The organism is Dinghuibacter sp. (genome assembly GCF_035492835.1).
Lineage (GTDB): Bacteria > Bacteroidota > Bacteroidia > Chitinophagales > Chitinophagaceae > Dinghuibacter.
Map to the genome: position 1 here is coordinate 1 of NZ_DATJIY010000139.1, position 22,407 is coordinate 22,407.

Below are 22,407 nucleotides of genomic sequence, written 5' to 3' on the forward strand. Positions count from 1 at the left end.
CTAGTTGACGGTAATTCCCATGCCCTGCATCTCCTGATAAGACACGTGAGGCGGAAACGTCCCCGCTTTGAGCTTGGAGATCATCAATCGTCCAACCTTGAGCGCATCCTCGCGGGTGGCGAAGGGATGGATGCCGGGGACTCCGGGGAGGCGGTCCTGGTGGATGTAGGTCTTTCCGTCGGCCAGGATGTCGTAGCCCCAGCCGGAGCCGTTAGCCACCGGGAAGGGTTTACAATCCAGGTAGACGTAACCGGCCCTTTGGGGAACGGCGGCGGTCGTCCGGTGCGCCAGGTAATACCAGGTCACCAGCGCCAGGCCGATCACGGGCAGGCCCAACGAAAGCCAGGTCAGCTTTCCCCGTTTATTGGGCGTAGTAGTCATCCGGGTTGTAGGGCAGGTTGGGGAAGAATTGCGTCCAATCGCTGTAATAAGTGCCGCCCAGGCCCGAAGCGAGGCTGGTGCCGCCGAGACCTACGTAGCTACCCGAAGTCCGTTGCTGGGTTTTCGGATCGGTATAGGGGATGGTCATGGCTACTGCGCCTACGCGACCGCCGCCGGGAGGGAAGTTGTTCTTTTGGGTCCACAGGTCCGTACCGGACAAGTCGTACTCCCAGCAATCGATCTGGCTAGCGCCGTTGGAACCGAAGGTGATGTACGCTTTGGGGACGCCGTTGTTGTCCTGCTGCCAGGCGATGGCGTTGGTGCGCACGATGCGGTAGCCTGCGTCATAGCTCTGGTCGGTTACACCGGCGATACGGCGGAGGTTGTTGTCCCATTTGCTGCCGGCGGTGGCGGCGGGAGAATACCGCCAGAAGTCGGTCAGGTTGGTGTTGTTATCACCGGTACCGGTAACGACATAGGCCTGGTAACCGGTTTTAGCGGAATTGTACGTCCAGGACACGGCGCCCTGGCGTTTCGGGCCGGGATAATCATTGTCGGCGCTCCAGGACATGGACTTTTCATTCCATACATAGAAGTCCTTGTAGACGTACTGGCCGTCGGTGCCACCAAGGACGCCCCCGATGTCGTAAGGATCGCCGAAGCCAAAGGCCACAGCGAATTTGCGGCCGGCGTTGCCCGGGACGGGCATGCTGCCGATCTGTGTCCAGGCGTTGGTCGCGGGGCTGTACTGGTAAAAGTCATTGAAATAAAGAACCGAGCCATAGAGGCCGCTGGCATTCCAGCCGCCACCGACGTAGCCGAAGTTCTGCGTGGCGAAAGCCACGCCCAGCGCGCGGCGCGGACCGGGGAACGTGTCCTTTTCGCTCCAGGCGTTCCCCGCGGGATCGTATGCCCACAGGTCGTTATAATAGTACTGGCCGTCGAAACCAGTAGAAATGTAGCCGGTATCGCCGACAGTGAACGCCACCGAACCGATGCGGTTCTGGCCGTTGAAGACCGCCCTTGTTACCCAGTCACCGTTATTGTTGTTACTGGAATTACCGCAAGAAAACAACACAACGGACATCGCCACAATAAACAGTAGTCTTTGCACTTTCATTATTTGCACGTTTTGAATTTAGGGCTAAACTATTTTGAATTGCGGCGCTAAAATAGTTAAAATGGAATTACATTCGATATTTATAGACCAACTTAACGTTTCTATATACAATTTGGGGTAAAAAAGGGAACTTGCGGCGAACAGCGGGTTTTCAAACCGTCTATGGGCATAGTAATGTATACGTGAGTTCGCGTTCTATAGATAAATCTTTTGCATTGGTATATAAGAATAAACTTTTAATCCATACTAACAAAATACTAACAGTAATGCCGATAATATTGCAGTCGAAATTTTTTGTATTCATGATATGGAGGGTTATGAGAAATAGGCTGTTATGGCTTGGTGTGCTTGGACTTACGGTCATTTATGGTCTCGACGGCTGCGTAAAGGCTAATATCATCACCGGGCAGAACCAGATAGACCTGGGCCTGACACAGGTGGTAAAGGTGGATACCCTGACGCCCATACTATCGACCCTGTTCGTGGACAGCGTCCCGACCTCAGCCAAAGGCGTTGCCATGGTGGGCGGTTACAACGATACATACTTCGGAACGATCAAACCCCGTACCTACGTACAGGTATCGCCTCCCCCCGTCACCAACCTCGTAGTGGGCTCCGCCTTCGACTCCATGACGTTGTACGTGGTGCCCACCAAGTATTACTATGGGGACACCACCCAGTTCCTGGACGTCTACGCGGAGCAGATCCAGACGCAGATGATCTTCCCGCCCCAGCAATACCAGTGGTACAGTAACGATAGTTTCCCGGTCTCCAAGGTGCTCGGGCATACCCGCGTACGGATCAATCCGAGCTATCCCGACACCATCTATGTCCCCATCGACCCCGCGGTGGGAGAGATGTTCTTCAACATGATGAAGAACAACGACCAGAACCTGGTCAACGCTCAGCAGTTCGCGACCTTCTTCCCGGGTATCCGGATCAGTTCCGGCTACGGGCCCAATCCCGGCATCATCTATGGTCTGAAGGACAGCGTCATGATGAAGCTGTATTACCACAACCCCGACCTGGCGCGGTCCTGGAACTTCATGAGGTTCAGCTTTACCAACTCCGCCAACCAGTTCCTGGAAGTGCAGAACAAGCCCCTGCCCCCCCTTGACCAGTTCCCCCGGGTATACAGCGATATCGTACAGCAACGGTACTCCTTTGACCAGGGGTTCAACAACCTGGTGTATGTCAACCCGCTGCTGGGGTACACCGCCAAGGTGGAATTCCCTTATCTGAGGAATATGTACCTCCAGGATACCACGCTCAGGACGATCACGAAGGCGGAGCTCGTGCTAAGGCCCCTGGTTCCGAGCTTTACCTACCAGTACCAGCTGCCGTCCAGTCTGGGCCTATTCCAGACCGACTTTAACAACCTGCCGGGCAGCCAGGTGTCCCAGGGCCTGTTGACGCTGGACTACGGCGGCTCCGACACCCAGTACACCTTCGACATCACCTCCTATCTCCTGGAGCAGTTGAACGATCCCACGGCGACCGCCTACAAACGCGGTCTGATCATCCAGCCGACGTCGGCCAACTTCTATACCCAGATCAACCGGTTTGTTTTCGGGGACAAATACTACCAATCCCCTTACAGCTCGCCCAATTTCTACCAGAGCCAGGTGATTATATATTACATCTCGACAAAGAATACTTTATAGTTATCTGTAAATTTGCCCGGGTCATCCCAATCCTGATATGCGTATAATAACATTTCTGATACTGGTTTTTATCTCGTCGCTGGGCGTCGTGCAAGCGCAAAATACCACGTCGCCCTATTCCATCTACGGGATCGGGGTCATCGAGAATAACGCTTACAACCGTACCGCAGGCATGGGCAGCACCGGGATAGCCTATCGGAGCGAAAACAACATCATCAACAACAACCCGGCGGCCTATACGGCCCTTATCCCGCAGATGTTCCACATCGAGGCGGGGGGCTCGGGAGATTTCTCGTCTTACACCAACGCCAATTTCTCCAACGCCACCACCGGTTATACCAACCAGCTCTCCAACGACTTTACGGTCACGCATATCTCCTTTGCCACCAAGGTGACCAAGTTCTGGGGCGCCGCCGTCGGTCTGCAACCCTACAGCCGGATGAATTACGACTACAACGGCCTGCAGCCGCTGGGTCCCCAGGGGGAGGAAGCCACGGTAACCTACCAGGGTACCGGGGGGGTCCATAAGGCCTATTTCGGGAATGGCTTTTCCATAGGGAAACACTTTTCGGTGGGCGCTACCGCTTCCTTTATGTTCGGCGCGCTCAACCAGTCCGAGAACCTGATCGCCCCCACGGCCAACGCCAACGTGACGACGACCCGCAACCTGTACATGCGGAACGTGCTCTTCGACTTCGGCGCCCAATACTATACCCACTTTGGCAAGGAAAAGAAATGGGGCCTTACGCTCGGGGCTACCTACACGCCCCAGCAACCTCTGTATGCCGAGGACAGCGTCGTGACCATCAGCGGCAACACCATCCTGCCCAACGGGAACGTCCTGCTGGACAGGAACGTCTTCCAGCTCCCTTCCGGATATGGGGGCGGTTTTCAGCTGTCCAAGGAAAGCGTCATGAAAAGGGTCAGCTTTCTGGCGGACTATTCCCGCCAGATGTGGTCCCCGCTCAACTACCAGGGTACCGGCTACAGCCTGGAGAACGCTGACCGTTACTCCGCCGGCTTCGAGGTGTCCAAAAAAGCGAACATCTTCAATACGCCGGTCGAGCACGTCTACTACCAGCTGGGCGGCTACTACCAGAGGTCGTATATCAACGTGCAGGGCTATCCGCTCCAGGAATGGGGTGCCACCATGGGTATCGGGATCAATCCGCTGCGCTACCCGCAATGGGGGTACCACATCGCACTGGAATACGGCCAGACCAGCAACTACGAGATCGGCTCCATCAAGGAAGACTTCGTACGACTCACGGTCACGATCCACTACTGGGACCGCTGGTTCACCCGCGGACGCCGGGTGCTCTAGGGAAGGACGCGCACTGACGCCGGGTGATGAGCCCGCGCCGGCGCCGGTCGCACGGAAGCGCCGCTCCTGTAGTTATTTTTTACCACGTTCCAAATTTGGGGTACATTCGGTATAACACCTAATCGTGCTATGCCAATGAAGTTTTTTGCCTGCCTGTTGTTTGTCGGCACCGTATGCGCCGTAAACGCACAGAACCCCGACACGGTCGTCATGGATATGTCCTCGTGTCTGCGGTATGCGGTCCGGCACCAACCCGGTATCAGGGCTTCGCTGTTGAACCAGCGGATCGTGGACTATAACATCAGGGGCGCCCTGTCCGATTGGCTACCGCAGGTAAATGGGAACGCCGGGATAGAACATTATTTTCAACCCACCCAGACGTTTTTCCCCGATTCCCTCATCACGCCCGGCACCAGCGGTTACACCACCTTCCCGGCCACGCCTGTCAACGTGTCCACGCTTTCCCTCGGCGTCACCCAGAACATATACAACCGGGACGTAATGCTGGCCGCCCGGACATCGAAGTACTACCGCCGTTATGCCGGCGAATCGGTGGACAGCGCCCGGATCGACCTCGTTGTCGACGTCAGCAAGGCCTACTATGCCATCTATACCAGCGAGCTCCAGCTGAGCATCCTGCTGGAGGACATCCAGCGGTTGGAGCGCAACCTCAAGGACACCTACAACCAATACCAGAGCGGGATCGTCGATAAAACCGACTATAAACAGGCCACCATCCAGCTCAACAACGCCCGCGTACAGTACAAGCAGGCGCTGGCGGCCATCCCCGCGAAATACGCCTACCTGAAGCAGCTGATGGGGTTCCCCACGGACAGCACCCTGAAGCTGCAGTCCGACTCGGCGGCCATGGTCGCGGAAGCCATGCTCGACACCGCCCAGCAGCTGGACGTGAACAAACGCGTCGAAGTCCAAAGCCTGGAAACCCTGAAGAACCTGTCGATGGCGCAGTACGACTACCAGCGGTTGGGCTGGCTGCCCAGCCTTTCGGCGTTTTACGACTACAACGTGAACTACGGAAACAACACCTTCAGCAAGCTGTACAGTGCCAACTTCCCCAATTCCTATATAGGGTTGACGCTCGGCATTCCCATCTTCCAGGGCTTTAAGCGGATATATGCGATGCACGCGGCGAAGCTGGGCGCCGAGCTGGTGGACCTCCGCCTGGAGGACACGAAGCGGGTCATCAACACCCAGTTCGCCCAGGCCATGGCGGCGTATAAAGGGGACCTCGCCAACTGGACGACCGCCCAGGAAAACATCGGCCTGTCCAAGGAAGTCTATAACACGGTTACCCTCCAATACCGGGAGGGTATCAAAACATACCTTGACGTGATCACCGCCGAGACCGACCTGAGGGCCTCGGAGATCACCGGTCTGGACGCCCTGTTTGCGCTCCTCAGCGACAAGATGGACGTGCTCAAGGCCCTGGGTACGGTCAATACAAACATCAATTAACGCTCATGAAGGTACATGTACAGCTTTTGGCAATGATCGCCCTTTTATCGTCCTGTGGGGATTCTGCGTCCAAGGCGCCCCCGGCCGTTCCGCCGGTACCGGTGACGACCGATACCGTCAAGGAGGAGGCCATGACCTTTTCCACCACCTATCCGGGGAAAGTGGTTCCGCTCAAGCAGGTCGACATACACGCGGATGTGCAGGGCTACGTGACTGCCATCCAGTTCAAGGATGGCCAGCACGTCCGCCAGGGACAACCCTTGTACGAGATCGACAAGCGCAAATACCAGGCAACCTACGACCAGGCCCTGGCCGGCCTGCACAACGCCGAGGCCGCGATGCTCAAGGACCAGCAGGACGTGGACCGCTATACCCGGCTGTACCAGCAGGACGCCGTGGCCAAGCAAAAGCTGGACTACGCGGTCAGCGCGCAGAAAAGTGACCAGGCACAGGTGGAGTCCGCCAAGGCCGCCATGGCCAGCGCGGAGACGGACCTGCACTACTCGACGATCCTGGCGCCCTTCGACGGCACCATCGGCATTTCCCAGGTCCGGCTGGGAGCGGTGGTCAGCCAGGGATCGACCATCCTCAATACCATCTCCAGCGACGACCCGATGGCGGTGGACTTCCAGCTGGATGAAAAACAGATCCCCGCTTTTGAAAAGGTGCTTCGCCAGTACGGGCACATAGACTCGCTGTTCACCTTATACCTCCCCGACCAGACCCGGTACCCGGCCTTTGGCGCCTTTTATACGAAAGACCGGGCGGTAGACCCCCAGACTGGGACGATCACCGTACGCATCACCACGCCCAACAAGACCGCCGATCCGCTGGTGGCGGGGATGAGCGTCAATGTCCGCGTCCTCAATCCCTTGGGCGGACCCCAGGTGGTGATCCCCATGATTGCCGCGGTGGAGCAGATGAGCGAATACTTCGTGTTTGTCGTCCAGGACACCGTCGTCCACCAGCAACGCATCAGGCTCGGGCCCCGGAACGGCGGACAGGTCGTTGTCCTGGACGGGCTCAAGCCGGGGGACGTGATCGTCAAGGACGGTATACAACGCCTGCATGACAAGAGCGTGGTGAAAATCAAATAGCAACCCATGATCGCCGATACATTTATACGACGTCCCAATACCGCCATCGTTATCTCCATCGTCATCATCCTGGTGGGAGTGCTGGCCATGAGCAGCTTGCCCATCAGCCAGTACCCGAACATATCGCCCCCCGTGGTCTCGGTAACGGCCACGTATACCGGTGCGGACGCCCAGACGATCGAACAGACGGTCGCCACGCCTATCGAGATCCAGGTGAACGGGGTACCGGGGATGGACTACATCCAGACGGCCAACACGAGCTCGGGCGTGATGAATATGAGCGTCAACTTCCAGATCGGCACCGACGTCGACATCGCGGCTCTGGACGTGCAAAACCGGGCGGCGATAGCCGCGCCCCTGCTCCCCCAGGAGGTCAGCCGGCTGGGGGTGGTGGTGCGTAAAAGAAGCCCGACGATCCTGCTGCTGGTGGCGTTGTTTTCCCCCAAGGGTACGCATAGCGTGCCGTTCATGGACAACTACGCGAACATCTATCTCCGCGACGCCCTGCTCCGCGTGCCCGGGGTAGGGGACGTCATCTCCCGCGCCGACGATTTCAGTATGCGCGTCTGGCTCAAACCGGACAAGCTCGCGCAATACAACCTGACGGCAAACGACATCTCGAACGCCCTCCAGGAACAGAACGTCCAGGTAGCCGCGGGCGCCGTGGGCGCGCCGCCGCAACCCAAGGCGCAGCCGTTCGAGTACAACGTGTATGTCAACGGCCGGTTGAGCCAGGTCTCCGATTTCGAGAACATCATCGTGAAGACCATGCCGTCCACGCATTCGTTGATCTACCTCAAAGACATCGCGCGCGTGGAATTGGGCAAGTTCGCCTATGCCAACAACTCCTTCGTCGACGGCCGCCCCGCCTCCTATCTGCTGGTCTACCAGACGCCGAGTAGCAATGCCCTCCAGGTGGCCAGCGGTATATACGCGACGCTCGCGGACCTGAAACAGTCCTTCCCCTACGACGTGGACTACGTCGTGCCTTTCGAGTCGGTATCGGTGGTCAAGGTGTCCATCGACGAGGTGCAAACGACCCTGCTGGAGGCCCTGGGCCTGGTGGTGCTGGTCGTTTTCCTGTTCCTGCAAAGCTGGCGCGCAACGCTTATCCCGGTGCTGGCCATCCCCGTTTCGATCATCGGCGCGTTTGCGTTTTTCATACCGCTGGGCTTTAGTATCAATACGCTCACCCTGTTTGGGTTCGTGCTCGCCATCGGGATCGTCGTGGACGACGCCATCGTCGTGGTGGAGGCGGTCCAGCACTACATGGACGAACAGCACATGAACGCCAAGGACGCGACCGTTCAGGCCATGAAGGACATCTCGGGCCCCGTCATCGCCATCGCCCTGATCCTGGCCGCGGTATTCGTGCCCGTGGGCTTCACCCCGGGTATCGTGGGCCGCATGTACCAGCAGTTCGCCATCACCATCGCCGTGTCGGTGATCATCTCCGCCTTTGTGGCGCTCTCGCTAACCCCCGCGCTCTGCATGCTCATCCTAAAACCCATGCACGTCGCCAAGGATTCCACCGGCATCAACAAGTTCTTTTACTGGTTCAATAACGGCTTTTCAAAATTATCGAACGGTTATACCAATACGGTCAAGCGGTTTATCAAGGCTTGGCCGGTCATGGTGCTCGTGCTCGGTGGTATATTCGTGGTGACCTTCTTACTGTTCAAGAAAAAGCCCACCGGTTTTATCCCGCAGGAAGACGAAGGACGCGTCTATATCACCTTCGAGCTCCAGGAAGCGACATCCACCGCGCGCAGCTTGCAAACCCTCCTCAACATGCAAAAGGTGCTCGCCGCGGACTCGAACGCTATCGCGCACTACGCGGCCCTGGGCGGGTTCAACGTGCTTACCGGCGCCGCCAAATCGAACAGCGGTACCATCTTTTGCCAGTTGCAACCCTGGGACAAACGAAAGGCGGCCTCCCTCCAGGCGGATGCCATCGTGGCGGACCTGCAGCGGAAGTTCTCCCAGGTCGCCAAGGAAGCCAACGTCGTCGTGATCGAGCCACCGGCCATCCCGGGTCTCGGCGCCTCCGCGGGCTTCACCTTTATGCTGGAGCAGAAGTCGGGCGCGGGGGACATCCAGGAATTCGCCAGGGTGACACAACAGTTCGTAGCCATGGCCAACCAGCAGCCGGAGGTCGCCAGGGCTTTCTCGTTTTTCACCGCCAGGACCCCGGGGTACCAGGTGACGGTCAACCGGGAAAAATGCAAACAATTGGGCATCAGTGTATCCGATGTGTTCACGGCCATGCAGACCTTTATGGGCAGCCAATACGTTAACGACCTTACGCTCTACGGCCGGACCTTCCACGTCGTAGCCCAGGCGGATACCTTCTACCGCGACAACATATCCCAGATGGGCAACTATTACGTCCGGAACAATGAAGGCGTCATGGTGCCCATCAGCACGGTGCTGAGCAGCAAGATCGTCGAAAGCGCGCCGTTGATTACCCACTTCAACCTCTTCCGCGCGGCGGAAATCGACGGCACGACAAAACCGGGCTTCTCGAGTGGTCAGGGTATCGATGCCCTGAAGAGGGTGGCCGCCCAGGTGCTCCCGACCGGTTACGGCTACGAATTTTCGGGGCTCAGCCGGCAGGAGGTCAGCCAGGGATCCAGCGGCGGATACATTTTCGCGATCTCGATCGTCTTTGTCTTCCTCTTCCTGGCGGCGCTGTACGAAAGCTGGTCGGTGCCCTTCTCGGTACTGATGGCGGTGCCCATCGGGGCGTTCGGCGCCATCATCGCCCTTACGCTGGCCCCGAAAATCTCGAACAGCGTATACGCCCAGATTGGCCTGGTGACGCTGATCGGCCTGGCGGCAAAGAACGCTATCCTGATCGTGGAATTCGCCAAGGAGCGCGTTGACCACGGGATGGACCTCCTGGCCGCAACGCTCGACGCGGTGCGGGTCCGGTTGCGGCCCATCCTCATGACGTCCCTGGCGTTCATCCTCGGCGTCATGCCGCTGGTGCTGGCCAAGGGCGCGGGCGCCGTATCCCGGCAAACCATCGGGATAACCGTACTGGGCGGGATGCTCGCGGCCACTGGCCTGGCCATATTTTTCGTTCCAGTGCTGTTTGTGCTCATCATGCGTATCGCGTACCGCAAGGAATTCGCGCGGCGCAAGCGTGAAGGCGGCGCCACCGGCGAAAATGCCGCGCCACAGGCCTAAAACGTGTGAAATGGGGATAATACCCTATTTTTACACCCCATTTTACCTTTCAACCCGGATATGGCTACCACCACACAAAATCGACAATTCCTGGAATTTGAGAAACCGATTAAAGAGCTGTACGATCAGATTGCCCAGTTGAAGCACATGGCGGAGAAGAACCAGAAGGTGGACTATAAAGCGTCGCTGACGCAGCTGGAGTCCCAGGTACTGGAGAAACGGAAGGAGCTCACGGATCACCTTACGCCCTGGCAAAGGGTACAGCTCAGCCGGCACCCCGAGCGGCCGTATACCGCCGCGTACATAAAACGCATGACCTCCCACTTCATAGAGCTCCATGGGGACCGGAACGTCCGGGACGACAAGGCGATGATCGGGGGTTTTGCGCAGCTGAACGGAGAGACCGTCATGTTCATAGGCCACCAGAAGGGCATCAATACCAAGATGCGGCAGCTCCGGAACTTCGGGATGGCCAATCCCGAGGGTTACCGGAAGGCGCTCCGGCTGATGAAACTGGCCGAAAAATTCAACAAACCCGTGGTCACCCTGATCGACACTCCCGGCGCCTATCCCGGTCCCGAGGCCGAGGAAAGGGGACAGGGGGAGGCGATCGCCAAAAATATTTTTGAGATGATGCGCCTGCGCGTACCCGTGATCTGTGTGATCATCGGGGAAGGCGCCAGCGGGGGAGCCCTCGGAATCGGCGTGGGGGACCGCGTGTTCATGATGGAGAATACCTGGTATACGGTCATTTCCCCGGAAAACTGCTCTTCCATCCTCTGGCGGAGCTGGGAACAAAAGGAAAAGGCGGCGGAAGAGCTCAAGCTCACCTCCCAGGACATGTCCCGCTTCGGGCTGGTCGACGGGGTCATCCCGGAGCCGGACGGGGGCGCCCACTGGGACTACGACCTGGCCGCCGGTATCCTTAAGGACCACCTGGTCGCCGCCCTGGCGGAATTGAAACGGATGACGCCGGAAGAGCGCATCGAGCAACGGATCAACAAGTTCAGTCAAATGGGCTTTTTTGAAGAATTAGCCTAGTAATCAATCACATATGTTAAAGACGCTTTTGCGCGGGACGGGTGTGGCGCTGGTCACACCGTTTACCACCGACTTCCAGGTCGACTATACAGCCCTGGAAGCCCTGATCGAGTATGTCATCAATGGCGGTGTCGAATACCTCGTTTCGCTCGGTACCACGGGTGAGCCGCCGGTTCTTTCTTCCGAGGAAAAACGGCAGGTGTTGACCTTTACCCTCGACAAGGCCGCCGGCCGGGTGCCGGTGGTCGCCGGCGTGGGCGGAAACAACACCGCCTCGGTGATCCGTGACCTCGAGACGCTGCCCCTGGACCGTACCGCTGCCGTCCTGAGCAACAGCCCCTATTACAGCAAACCCTCCCAGGAAGGCATCTTCCAACACTATAAAGCCATCGCCGCCGCGTCGCCCAAGCCGGTGATCCTCTACAACGTTCCCGGGCGGACGGGTTCGAACATGAGCGCCGCCACGACCGTGCGGCTGGCCCATGAAGTGCCCGGCATCGCCGGTATGAAGGAAGCCAGCGGGAATATCGTCCAGTGCCTCCACATCCTCCGGGACGTCCCGGAGGACTTCCTGGTCGTCAGCGGGGACGATCACCTGGCGCTGCCGCTGATCGCCTGTGGTATGGACGGCGTCATCAGCGTGGCGGCGAACGCCTGGCCCGGTATATTCTCCGACATGGTCAGGCTCTCGCTGGCTGACGACTTCGGCGCCGCCGCGCCGCTCCTGGAGCAGCTGGTGGAGGGCATCGACCTCCTCTTCGCCGAGAACAACCCGGCGGGCGTGAAGGCGTTCCTGGCCGAATACAAAGTTATCAGGAACGTCCTGCGGCTACCGTTGGTACCGCTGAGCGACGACGTGATGAGACAGGTACGCGACTTTGCGGCGAAGCTGGGGACGGCGCGATAACCGTTTGTGCGTTCGGTTTGCGCTTTCGTGGGAAAAGCCGTACTTTCTGCGTAAATCTATCCTTATGCGCAAAAAGGTCTCCTTACTGGCCCTTGTCGTATTTTCCTGTATCGCCGCGTCGGCGCAGTATTCTGTCAAAATCGTCCTGGACGCCATTCCGCCGAAACACCCCGATGACGCGATGTTCCTGACGGGCGATTATAATCAATGGACTCCTAACGATCAAAATTCGCAATTCGTCAAGGACGCCACGGGCAAGTTCGTCGCGACGTTCGCAAACGTGCCCGCGAACAGCTACGAGATCAAGGTGACCCGGGGGACCGATAAGACCATCGAGTGCGCTGCCGACGGGAAAGCCATCGACTCCAGGAAGGTGACGATAAACAGCGACACGACGTTCCACCTCACGGTGGCGGGTTGGTCCGACGACTTCGCGAAGAACACGCTGAACGCGCCGGCCAGCGGAGCGCCAACCGTCGGCGCGCCAGCCTACGGTGCTTATCTGAACAGGAAGGTGGTGCCTTCGGTAGCGAGATAAGTATTCGGGAAGACTTCCGCGGCCTCCTGTTGGAAGGCCTCCAGCTCCGCATATTTGCTGCTGAAATGGCCGATCAGCAGGTGGCTCGCTCCCGCCTGACGGGCGATTTCGGCCGCCTGTCGGGTCGTGCTGTGGTATCGGGCTTCCGCGGTGGACCTTAGCTCGTCGAGGTAGGTCGTTTCATGGTACATCCAATCGACGCCCCTGATCCGCTCCGCCATGGCTGGGTCATACCGGGTATCCGCGCAGAACGCGTAAGACAAGCCCCGGGTCCGGCCCGCGTCCTTTTCGGCGCGGGTCGGTTGTTTCTCTTCGAACAAAAAGCCCCAGCAGCTAATCCGATGGTTAGTGGGAAAACAATGCACAACCGTATTCTTGTCCTCCGCCACGAAGCCCTCCGCGGGCAAAGGGTGGAACTGCAAATCGAACGGTAAGTGCGTATCTGCCTCGCGCAGTTGTAGTTGCAATATCTCCCACAGTGGCGCGGGACCGTGGATGTGCAGGGGTTGTATGCGTCCAAGAAGACCCATGCTGTTGATCAGCCCTATCAGCCCGAAGTAGTGGTCTCCATGCAGGTGCGATATGAAGATGCGGTGGATCTTCGAACGCCGAATCTTATAGTGGATAATTTGTATTTGAGTCCCTTCCCCGCAGTCGATCAGGTAGAGCTGCTCCCGCGTCGTCAGCACCTGCGACGTAGGATGCCGGTCGAATGCGGGTACGGCAGAGTTATTCCCCAAAATCGTGACGCCCTGCATACTGGATTACTCCTCCGTTTCGTTTCCAAATAATTCCCGTTCGATCTCTTCCATCTGCACGATGTCCCAGGCTTCACTCTCCGTGGGCGTGATGTTCAGGACGTCCAGGAGACCCCAGTCCAGGAACGCTTTGCGGACGGCCGGCTTCAGACAGCAGATGACAAAAGATGCATTTTCGGCCTGGAAGTCGCCCTGCAAAGCAGCCAGGCAGTCAGCCACGGGTTTTTCAATGGATTCCACGTTCTCCGCGTTAAAAACAATGCTTTTAATGGGATTTTCGAGGAATTCATGCATCAAATTGCTTAAATTATCTGTCAAATTAGCAGAGAGATGCGCCTCAACAGGCGTTATAACATGAAATTTCTCTTTGGTATCAATTTTGACTTTTCTATTCATGATGCTAATAAACTACTTATTAACAGAATGTGCGGAACAACCGCCAATGGCTAGTCAAAAATATTTGTTATTATTGTAAAGAACCGAAAAATCAAACCTATAAAAATGGACCATAATTTTTCAGCGCAGGTAAAAGAGATCATTTCATTTAGCAGGGAGGAGGCTTTGCGACTGGGAAATGATTTCATCGGTACCGAACACCTCGTGCTAGGACTGATCCGGGAAGGTGATAATACGGCAGTGAAGATACTGAAAACCCTTAACGTCGACCTCTATGAACTTCGTAAGGAAATCGAACTCGCTGTAAAAGATAAAACCGGCAAGAACATTGCCAACATAAACAGCCTACCGCTCACCAAGCAGGCTGAAAAGGTCATCCGCGTGACGGTGCTGGAAGCAAAGGCGCTCAAGAGCCCCCAGGTGGAAACAGAGCACCTGATGCTGTCGATCCTCAAGAACCGCGAGAACATCGCCACACAAATCCTGAATCAATTCGACGTGGACTACGACGTATTCCGGAACGAGCTGGGTATGGTGCAAAGCAATGCCAACCCTCGCTCCGAATATGCGGACGATCCGGCGGAGGAAGAATTCGAGGATGAAAAATCGCGTTACGCAGGTCAACGCGCCAAGGCAGCCGGTAACGCCAAGAGCAAGACTCCCGTCCTGGACAACTTCGGACGCGACATCACGCGCCTGGCAGAGACCGGTTCGCTGGACCCCATCGTGGGCAGGGAGGAGGAGATCGAACGTGTTTCGCAGATACTTTCCCGCCGTAAGAAGAACAACCCCATCCTGATCGGCGAACCCGGCGTGGGTAAGACCGCTATCGTGGAGGGTCTCGCGCTGCGCATCGTGCAACGCAAAGTCAGCCGGGTGCTCTTCGACAAGCGCGTGATCTCGCTGGACCTCGCCGCCCTCGTGGCCGGTACCAAGTACCGCGGCCAGTTCGAGGAGCGCATGAAGGCAATCATGAACGAACTGGAAAAGAACCGGGACGTGATCCTGTTCATCGACGAGATACACACCATCGTCGGCGCGGGCGGCGCCAGCGGCTCGCTGGACGCCTCCAACATCTTCAAACCCGCCCTGGCCAGGGGTGAGCTCCAGTGCATCGGCGCCTCCACCCTGGACGAGTACCGGATGTACATCGAGAAGGACGGGGCCCTGGATCGCCGGTTCCAGAAGGTGATGGTCGATCCCCCCACCGTGGATGAAACCATCCAGATCCTGAACAACATCAAGCCCAAATACGAGGAGTTCCACAACGTGGAATACGCCGGGGATGCCGTGGATGCCTGCGTGAAGCTGAGCGACCGCTATATCACCGACCGTCTCCTGCCCGACAAGGCCATCGACGTGATGGACGAAGTGGGCGCCCGGGTGCACCTGAAGAACATCAATGTACCCCAGGAGATACTCGACCTCGAAAAGAAGATCGAGGACATCAAACAGGAAAAGAACAAGGTCGTCAAGAGCCAGCGCTTTGAGGAAGCCGCCAGCCTGCGCGACACCGAAAAGCGTCTCGGGGAAGAGCTGGAGAAGGCCAAGAGCCAGTGGGAGGAGGAATCCAAGCACAAGCGTTATCCCATCACGGAGGAAGACATCGCCGAAGTGGTGAGCATGATGACGGGTATCCCGGTTCGCCGGATGGTACAGGCCGAAAGCGACAAGCTCCGCCGGATGGCCGAAGACCTGAGGGGTGCCGTGGTCGGCCAGGAAGAGGCCATCGACAAGGTGGTCAAGGCCATCCAACGCAACCGGGTTGGTCTGAAGGACCCCAAGAAACCCATAGGCACCTTTATCTTCCTTGGGCCTACCGGGGTCGGTAAAACGGAGCTGGCCCGCGCGCTGGCCCGCTATATGTTCGATTCGGAGGAAGCCCTCGTCCGCATCGACATGAGCGAATACATGGAGAAATTCACCGTGAGCCGCCTGATCGGCGCTCCTCCCGGCTATGTTGGATATGAGGAAGGCGGTCAGCTCACGGAGCGCGTCCGCCGCAAGCCCTACTCCGTCATCCTCCTGGACGAAATCGAGAAGGCCCACCCGGACATCTACAACATCCTCCTGCAGGTCCTCGATGACGGGCAGCTGACGGATGGCCTGGGTCGCAAGGTGGACTTCAAGAACACGCTCATCATCATGACCTCCAATATCGGGGTCCGTCATCTTAAAGATTTCGGGGATGGTGTAGGTTTCGCAACGGCGAACCGGGTACAGAACGCCGACGAGAACAACAAGGCCGTCATCGAAAAGGCCCTGAAGCGGACGTTCTCCCCCGAGTTCCTGAACCGGGTCGACGACGTGATGATCTTCAACCAGCTCACCAAGGAGCACATCTTCCAGATCATCGACATCCTGATGAAGGGTGTGATGCTCAGGCTGACCAACCTGGGATTCACCCTGGAGCTGTCCGATGAAGCCAAGAGCTTTATCGCCGAAAAGGGGTATGACTCACAGTTTGGCGCAAGGCCCCTGCACCGGGCGATCCAGAAGTACCTGGAAGACCCCCTGGCGGAAGAAATCCTGAGCATGCACATCAACCAGGGCGACATCCTGCTGGCGGAGCTGGACAAGGAAGCCGGGAAGATCAAATTCCGGAAGAAGGACATCAAGTCCCCCAAAAAGGAGAAATCCGCAGAAGCTTAAGTTTAGACGTTTCATAAGAAGTAATGAGCGCTCCGAAAGGGGCGCTTTTTTTTGTGCCCGTTTTGCGGCATTTTTGTGGGCGTGAAAAAGATCATCATCACCATCGACGGCTGGTCTTCCTGTGGCAAGAGTACGCTGGCGCGCGGTTTGGCTAAGGAACTGCAATACGTTTACATCGACAGCGGCGCCATGTACAGGGCGATCACCCTCTTTTTTCTGCGGCACCACATCGACTGGTCCGACACCCATGCCGTGGAAAGCCACCTGGCGGACGTGTCCCTGGAGTTCCACCAGAACGCGCACTCGGAGAAATCGGAAATGTACCTCAACGGGGAAAACGTGGAGTACGTCATCCGGGACATGGTGGTGGCCGAAAAGGTCTCTGAGGTCGCCGCACTGGGTCCGGTCCGCACCTTTGCGGTGGCCCAGCAGCGTAAGATGGGCACGCGCAAGGGGATCGTCATGGACGGGCGGGACATCGGCACTACGGTGTTCCCTTCCGCGGAGCTGAAGATATTCATGACGGCCGATAACGCCGTGCGGGTAGAGCGCCGCTTCAAGGAGCTGTACGCCAAAAACCCCAATATATCGATCGAGGAGGTCAAGGCGAACCTGGAAATGAGGGACTATATCGACTCCCACCGGGAGATCAGCCCGCTGAGACAGGCGGAGGACGCGGTCCTGCTGGACAACTCGTACATGACCATGGAGGAGCAGCTAGTCTGGGCGATGAAGCTGGTTCACGAACGCCTATAGCGCACCGCGGCCTAAGGGCGCGTGTACCGCTCGATGATCTTTTCGATCAGGTATTCCTTCCGGTAAAATCCCGCGAGCTTGCGGATCACGCCTTCGACCAGCGCATCCGGGCAGGAGGCCCCGCTGGTCAACAGGATGCGGACGGGCCGCGTCCACGGCAGGAAACTCTTGGTCAGACGCTCCTGGCGCTGGTGGAAGTCGTAGTGCAGGATTTCGTCCACCGAGAGGATCTTTTCCTCGGAATTGATAAAGTAAGTCGGGAGCTTTTGCTCGCAGAGCTCCACCAGGTGAGTGGTGTTGGAGCTGTTGTACCCGCCCACCACGATGGCGACGTCCGCGGGGGTGTCCAGCAGCCCCAGGACGGCGGTCTGGTTGTCGTTGGTGGCATAGCACAGGGTATCGCGGGTGTCGGCGAAATCGCCGCCCTCGATGCCTTCCGTGACGCCCTTCAGGTACTCGGCGATGGCCTGGGTATCGCTGGCCAGTTGCGTAGTCTGGTTGACCACCCCGATACGTCGGAGGTCCCTGGTCACGTCGAAACCCGGGGAATACCGGCCCTTGAAGGTGGTATAGAAGTCCTGGAGGGCGCGCTGGCCATTCATGTATTCCGCCAGGATTTCGGCTTCGGGCATGTCGTTGATGACCACGGTGGGCGCCCCGGACGCAGCGTGTGAAAAGGTCGCCCGGGTTTCCTCGTGCCGGGGCTTCCCGTGGACTACGACGGTGTACCCTTTCTGGCCGATGGCTTCCGCCCGGTTCCAGACCTTTTCCACGAAGGGACAGGTGGTATTGTAGCGTTCGGTCCTAAGCCCGATGGCCTCCAGCCTGGATTCGATTTCCAGGGTCGTGCCAAAGGCCGGGATGATCACGACGTCGTCCGCGGTCAGCTCTTCCAGGGGGATCAGCTGGTGCCCGTAGGTGTCCATCAGGAACTGGACACCGCGCTCCTGCAGGTCCGCGTTGACCTGGGGGTTGTGGATCATTTCGCTTAGGAGGAAGATGCGTTTCCCCGCGTTCTCCTCGATGGTGCGGAAGGCGATCTCGATCGCGTTCTCGACGCCGTAGCAGAATCCGAAGTGCCGGGCCAGGTACAGGTGCATGTCTCCGAAATCCAGCCGGGTGGGGCTGAAGTCCTTTTTTAGTTTGTCCTGGTCCTTCCGACCTTGTTTGATCGCGCTGATGAGGGGACTGCGGTATATGATGGGAACGTCGAACTGCTTCATGCTCGAAGGCGGAGTTTTGGCAAAGTTACGGCCATTTTTGGATTGACTTTCGTACGTTTGTTGCATGCTTGTCCGGATTTTCCTTGGTTTTGCCTGCCTTTCCCTGGCGCTGTCCGGACGGCCCCCAGTAACTATGGAAAAACAATTTCAGCCCCTACCCTGGGTACACGCTACCAACGTCTATGAAGTCAACATCCGGCAATATTCGCCGGAAGGCACCTTTAACGCCTTTTCCCGATCCCTTCCCCGCCTTAAGGCCATGGGGGTGGAGACCCTTTGGCTGATGCCGGTCACGCCGATCAGCGTCGAGAAACGCCAGGGTACCCTGGGCAGCTATTATGCCGCGGCGGACTATACCGCCGTCAACCCCGAATTCGGCACCCTGGAAGACCTGCGCAACCTCATCCAGCAGGCGCACCACCTGGGGCTGAAGGTTATCATCGACTGGGTTGCCAACCACACGGGCTGGGACCACAAATGGGTCAGGGAACACCCCGATTTCTATAAACGGAACGAGCATGGCCAATTCTACGATCCCCACGGGTGGGCGGACGTAATCGACCTGGATTACGCCAACCCCGCGCTGCGTACCTCCATGATATCGAGCATGCAGTTCTGGGTCCGGACCTGTGACATAGACGGCTTCCGTTGCGACATGGCCATGCTCGTGCCCCTGGACTTCTGGGCGGAGGCCCGGCGGTCGGTGGATAGTGTCAAGCCGCTTTTCTGGATGGCCGAGCTCGACCAGCTCGACAACCCCGACTACCTCACCGTCTTCGACGCCGCCTATACCTGGACCTGGATGCACCGGACCGAGGAGTTCTACAAACAGCACGGCGCTATTTCCGCCCTCGACAGCGTGCTCTACGCCTATAACGACAAACCGCCCGCGGAGTCGATGCGCCTCTGGTTCACGGCCAACCACGACGAGAATACCTGGAACGGCACCGAGTACGAAAAATATGGCGACATGGCGCTCCCCCTGGCCGTCTTCAGCTGTACCTGGAACGGGCTGCCCATGATCTATAGCGGGCAGGAGCTGCCGAACCACAAGCGTTTGAAATTCTTCGAGCACGACCCCATCGACTGGGGTGGGGGGGCTCCTTCCCTCCAGGACTTCTACCACACGCTCCTGACGCTCCATAGCCGGAATCCGGCCCTTCGCGCGGGCGATTCCGCGGTCACGACCTACCGCCTCCACACGACCGCCGACGACAAGGTGTTTGCGTTTTTGCGCAAACGCGGTGACAAGGAAGTGCTGGTGTACCTGAATTTCTCCAGGGATGCAGCGACCTTCCGGTTGAACGATGACTGGGCCGCCGGCGCGTATACCGACGCCTTTACCGGGCGGCGGGGCGACGTCGGGCGCGACAAGGACTTCATCCTCCAGCCGTGGGGCTTTATGGTGATGGAGCGCTAGTTATTCCGTCTTCAGACTTTTTACCGGGTTGGCCCTGGCCGCTTTTAATGCCTGGAAACCGACGGTCAGCAGCGCGGCGGCTATCGCCAGTATGCCCGCCAGGGCAAACAGCCACCAGCTTAGCGGCGTCTTGTAGGCAAAGTTTTGCAGCCACCGGTGCATGGCCCACCAGGTAACCGGCGTGGCGATGGCGATGGCCAGGCCAACGAGCTGTACGTACTCCCGCGACAACAAGCCTACGATGCCTGCGACGGAGGCACCGAGCACCTTCCGGATGCCTATCTCCCTGGTACGCTGGTGAGCCGTCAGGACGGCCAGCCCGAACAGCCCGAGGCAGCTGATGAAGATGGCGATGGCGGTGGTCAGGTTGACCAGCGTTACCATGTTCCGTTCGTCCTTGTATAACGCGGCGATCGTGTCGTCGTAAAAGCTGTAGGTGAAGCTACCGGCCGGGTAGAAGGTATTCCACCGCCGCTCCGCGGCTTTCAGCGTGGCCTGCCAGTTGTGAACGTTTCCGTCCATCTTAAGGTTGATCGTAGACAGTTTTTCGTTATCGGCCATCATGGCTACGGGATCGATGGTCGTATAGAAGTTTTGCGTATGGAAGTCTGCTACGACGCCCACGATGGGCAGCTTCGGAGCGCCCCGTTCGCCGATGAGGTTGCCGATGGCGTCCTGGGGGGAATTGAAGCCAAAAGCCTTGACGGCGGACTCGTTTATGACGTACTCGGTCGCGGTATCCGATGCCAGGATATTCCGTCCGGCCAGCAGGTGAAAGCCATATATCCGGAAATACCCGGTATCGATGCGTTTTCTGAATACGTTCCTGGAATCGAGCTCCGGATTGCCGGTTGCCGTACTGAACGAACCCGAATTGTAGCTGGACGACATGGGTTCTTCGCCCAGGGCGGCGTACCGGATGCCCGGAATGGTCTTCAGCTCGGCGAGCAGACTGAATTGCCTGCCCTTATAAGCCGGGTTGTCGAGATATTTCCAGGGAATCCTGACCAGGACGACGGCTTCCTTGTCAAAACCCATGTCCGAATAGATCGCATAGTGGAGTTGTCTTCCGGCGATGATGGCTCCGCCGATAAAAGCTATGGCGATTACGAACTGGAAAACGATCAATCCCCTTTGCAGGCTGATCCGGCTCCCGCGGCTCCTGAGCACGGATGCATGACGGAATATGGTCACCGTACGGACTTTGGTGATCAGCCACCCGGGATACAAACCCGACAGCGCGGTAACGGCGATGACGACGATCGTGATAAAAAGCAACAGTCTCCAACCGTCTCCCAACGGACGGACGCCCTCCGGGATTATGTCGCGGAGCAGCGAAAAGGCGCCCAGGCTGAGGACATACGCCAGGGTGGAGGCAACCAGTGTCGTGAGCAAGGTCTCCGCCAGGAATTGCCCGATCAGGGCCGAACGGCTGCTGCCGAGCGTCTTCCGTACACCGATCTCCTTTGCCCGCTGGGGAATCGACGCAACCCCCATGTTGATGTAGTTGATACACGCTAGGAGCATCAGGAATGCCGCGACGCCGATCAGCCCGTAGAGCACGTCTTTGTTTATCTTGTGCATGTCCCGTTCGTGGATATACGTTGCAAAATGGGACTCCCTCAGCGGTAACAACTGAAACCACCGTTTGAACTTGAATGCCGTTTTTCGCTGCGCCGTGAATTCTTTGACCTTCAGGTCCACGATGCGCCCGACTTCCGCCAGGGTGCTTGCAGCGCTGGTATTGGGTTGCAGCTGCAGATAGAGCTTATCCTGTCCGTTGGTGTTGGTCCACTCAGCCAGGGGATAGACCCGTGGTGGCAGGCTGCAGAGCTCCTTGGCGGTAAACTCGGTCTGCCCCTCCAGGTCGGCAACGATACCGACGACGGTAAGGCTTACCGTATCCTGGCCAAAATATTGGACGGTCCGGTTCAGCACATCGCGCGGCGCCAGTCCCGGGAAATATTGCCGGGCCCGGCTTTCGGTCAATACGACCTGGTGGGGTCCCGACAAGGCGGTAGCCGGGTTGCCGGCCAGCCAGCGATAGGGTACCATGGAGAAGTACGCGGGATCGGTAGCCGCGATGCCCTGTGGTTCCTCCGCCACCACCGGTTCCCTGTTGGGATTGTCGACCCGTACGGCAGTCACCCATTGCCCGAACAGCGGTACCACGTTCTTCAATCCGGGCGCTTCTTTCCGCAAATCCTGGTAGAGCGGGGCAGAAGCGCCGCCGTTGTAAGACTCCTTGCCATCGAAGACAAAGCCGCTCACCACCCGGTAAATGTGCCGGGCGTCCGGGATGTTTTTTTCATAGCTGAACTCAAAAGCGGCGATCCGGTATACTACCCAGCAGGCGCTGATACCGATAGACAGCCCCAGTATATTGAGCAACGTAAAGAGGCGACGGTTCCGCAAATGACGGACGGCCGCGGAAAAATATTGTTTCGTCATTGGATATACTA

General features: G+C 58.0%; 17 protein-coding genes. 11 read left to right on the forward strand and 6 right to left on the reverse strand.

Annotation, left to right across the window (positions count from 1 at the left end):
• Both VL547_RS12835 and VL547_RS12840 read right to left on the reverse strand, forming a co-directional pair.
• Nucleotides 1–381 (reverse strand): DUF4907 domain-containing protein, encoded by a 381-nt coding sequence (locus tag VL547_RS12835; RefSeq protein WP_325578327.1) that lies wholly within the window; start codon nt 379–381, stop codon nt 1–3.
• Entirely contained in the window at nt 362–1,495 is a 1,134-nt protein-coding gene (locus VL547_RS12840) for a Kelch repeat-containing protein (RefSeq protein ID WP_325578329.1), read from the reverse strand. Before VL547_RS12840 ends, VL547_RS12835 begins: the two co-directional genes overlap by 20 nt.
• 323 nt (nt 1,496–1,818) lie before the next feature.
• On the opposite strand from VL547_RS12840, the gene VL547_RS12845 reads away from it, so the two are divergent.
• From VL547_RS12845 to VL547_RS12880, 8 genes are all read left to right on the forward strand, one after another.
• Nucleotides 1,819–3,165, forward strand: a complete 1,347-nt coding sequence (locus tag VL547_RS12845; RefSeq protein WP_325578331.1) for a DUF4270 family protein — start codon at nt 1,819–1,821, stop codon at nt 3,163–3,165.
• 37 nt (nt 3,166–3,202) lie between these two features.
• Nucleotides 3,203–4,489, forward strand: coding sequence for a hypothetical protein (locus VL547_RS12850; protein WP_325578333.1), 1,287 nt, complete (start codon nt 3,203–3,205; stop codon nt 4,487–4,489).
• A 135-nt stretch (nt 4,490–4,624) separates the two neighbouring features.
• Nucleotides 4,625–5,965 carry a TolC family protein gene (locus tag VL547_RS12855; protein WP_325578335.1) on the forward strand — a complete coding sequence of 447 codons (1,341 nt, stop codon included), beginning with the start codon at nt 4,625–4,627 and terminating at the stop codon, nt 5,963–5,965.
• 5 nt (nt 5,966–5,970) lie between these two features.
• Nucleotides 5,971–7,062 (forward strand): efflux RND transporter periplasmic adaptor subunit, encoded by a 1,092-nt coding sequence (locus VL547_RS12860; RefSeq protein WP_325578337.1) that lies wholly within the window; start codon nt 5,971–5,973, stop codon nt 7,060–7,062.
• A gap of 6 nt (nt 7,063–7,068) precedes the next feature.
• Nucleotides 7,069–10,254 (forward strand): efflux RND transporter permease subunit, encoded by a 3,186-nt coding sequence (locus tag VL547_RS12865; RefSeq protein ID WP_325578339.1) that lies wholly within the window; start codon nt 7,069–7,071, stop codon nt 10,252–10,254.
• Nucleotides 10,255–10,314: 60 nt separating this feature from the next.
• The gene (locus tag VL547_RS12870) at nt 10,315–11,295 is read left to right on the forward strand and encodes an acetyl-CoA carboxylase carboxyltransferase subunit alpha (RefSeq protein ID WP_325578341.1); all 981 of its coding nucleotides are present in this window, start codon (nt 10,315–10,317) and stop codon (nt 11,293–11,295) included.
• Nucleotides 11,296–11,308: 13 nt separating this feature from the next.
• Nucleotides 11,309–12,202 carry a 4-hydroxy-tetrahydrodipicolinate synthase gene (gene dapA / locus VL547_RS12875; protein ID WP_325578343.1) on the forward strand — a complete coding sequence of 298 codons (894 nt, stop codon included), beginning with the start codon at nt 11,309–11,311 and terminating at the stop codon, nt 12,200–12,202.
• A gap of 64 nt (nt 12,203–12,266) precedes the next feature.
• Complete coding sequence (locus tag VL547_RS12880) at nt 12,267–12,740, forward strand: hypothetical protein (protein ID WP_325578345.1); 474 nt, start codon at nt 12,267–12,269, stop codon at nt 12,738–12,740.
• Here VL547_RS12880 and VL547_RS12885 read toward each other — a convergent pair.
• Nucleotides 12,701–13,498, reverse strand: a complete 798-nt coding sequence (locus VL547_RS12885) for a ribonuclease Z (protein ID WP_325578347.1) — start codon at nt 13,496–13,498, stop codon at nt 12,701–12,703. The genes VL547_RS12880 and VL547_RS12885 overlap by 40 nt on opposite strands.
• Nucleotides 13,499–13,504: 6 nt before the next feature.
• Nucleotides 13,505–13,894, reverse strand: a complete 390-nt coding sequence (locus VL547_RS12890) for an STAS domain-containing protein (protein WP_325578349.1) — start codon at nt 13,892–13,894, stop codon at nt 13,505–13,507.
• 105 nt (nt 13,895–13,999) lie between these two features.
• On the opposite strand from VL547_RS12890, the gene VL547_RS12895 reads away from it, so the two are divergent.
• Together VL547_RS12895 and cmk are read left to right on the forward strand one after the other, a co-directional pair.
• Nucleotides 14,000–16,546, forward strand: coding sequence for an ATP-dependent Clp protease ATP-binding subunit (locus tag VL547_RS12895; protein ID WP_325578351.1), 2,547 nt, complete (start codon nt 14,000–14,002; stop codon nt 16,544–16,546).
• A gap of 81 nt (nt 16,547–16,627) precedes the next feature.
• Nucleotides 16,628–17,302, forward strand: a complete 675-nt coding sequence (gene cmk / locus VL547_RS12900; RefSeq protein ID WP_325578352.1) for a (d)CMP kinase — start codon at nt 16,628–16,630, stop codon at nt 17,300–17,302.
• Nucleotides 17,303–17,313: 11 nt separating this feature from the next.
• Here the strand turns inward: cmk and VL547_RS12905 are convergent, their stop codons facing one another.
• Nucleotides 17,314–18,591 carry a 4-hydroxy-3-methylbut-2-enyl diphosphate reductase gene (locus VL547_RS12905; protein ID WP_325578354.1) on the reverse strand — a complete coding sequence of 426 codons (1,278 nt, stop codon included), beginning with the start codon at nt 18,589–18,591 and terminating at the stop codon, nt 17,314–17,316.
• Between the two features lie 67 nt (nt 18,592–18,658).
• On the opposite strand from VL547_RS12905, the gene VL547_RS12910 reads away from it, so the two are divergent.
• Nucleotides 18,659–19,945, forward strand: coding sequence for an alpha-amylase family glycosyl hydrolase (locus tag VL547_RS12910; protein WP_325578356.1), 1,287 nt, complete (start codon nt 18,659–18,661; stop codon nt 19,943–19,945).
• On the opposite strand, the gene VL547_RS12915 is transcribed toward VL547_RS12910, so the two are convergent.
• Nucleotides 19,946–22,396 (reverse strand): ABC transporter permease, encoded by a 2,451-nt coding sequence (locus VL547_RS12915; RefSeq protein WP_325578358.1) that lies wholly within the window; start codon nt 22,394–22,396, stop codon nt 19,946–19,948.
• Nucleotides 22,397–22,407 lie beyond the last annotated feature (11 nt).

Coding starts and splice junctions, on each gene's coding strand:
- dapA (WP_325578343.1), top strand. CDS start 11,309: ATGTTAAAGACGCTTTTGCGCGGGACGGGTGTGGCGCTGGTCACACCG.
- VL547_RS12855 (WP_325578335.1), top strand. CDS start 4,625: ATGAAGTTTTTTGCCTGCCTGTTGTTTGTCGGCACCGTATGCGCCGTA.
- VL547_RS12905 (WP_325578354.1), bottom strand. CDS start 18,591: ATGCAACAAACGTACGAAAGTCAATCCAAAAATGGCCGTAACTTTGCC.
- VL547_RS12845 (WP_325578331.1), top strand. CDS start 1,819: ATGAGAAATAGGCTGTTATGGCTTGGTGTGCTTGGACTTACGGTCATT.
- VL547_RS12910 (WP_325578356.1), top strand. CDS start 18,659: ATGGAAAAACAATTTCAGCCCCTACCCTGGGTACACGCTACCAACGTC.
- VL547_RS12850 (WP_325578333.1), top strand. CDS start 3,203: ATGCGTATAATAACATTTCTGATACTGGTTTTTATCTCGTCGCTGGGC.
- VL547_RS12865 (WP_325578339.1), top strand. CDS start 7,069: ATGATCGCCGATACATTTATACGACGTCCCAATACCGCCATCGTTATC.
- VL547_RS12890 (WP_325578349.1), bottom strand. CDS start 13,894: ATGAATAGAAAAGTCAAAATTGATACCAAAGAGAAATTTCATGTTATA.
- VL547_RS12860 (WP_325578337.1), top strand. CDS start 5,971: ATGAAGGTACATGTACAGCTTTTGGCAATGATCGCCCTTTTATCGTCC.
- VL547_RS12870 (WP_325578341.1), top strand. CDS start 10,315: ATGGCTACCACCACACAAAATCGACAATTCCTGGAATTTGAGAAACCG.
- VL547_RS12915 (WP_325578358.1), bottom strand. CDS start 22,396: ATGACGAAACAATATTTTTCCGCGGCCGTCCGTCATTTGCGGAACCGT.
- VL547_RS12895 (WP_325578351.1), top strand. CDS start 14,000: ATGGACCATAATTTTTCAGCGCAGGTAAAAGAGATCATTTCATTTAGC.
- VL547_RS12880 (WP_325578345.1), top strand. CDS start 12,267: ATGCGCAAAAAGGTCTCCTTACTGGCCCTTGTCGTATTTTCCTGTATC.
- VL547_RS12885 (WP_325578347.1), bottom strand. CDS start 13,498: ATGCAGGGCGTCACGATTTTGGGGAATAACTCTGCCGTACCCGCATTC.
- VL547_RS12835 (WP_325578327.1), bottom strand. CDS start 381: ATGACTACTACGCCCAATAAACGGGGAAAGCTGACCTGGCTTTCGTTG.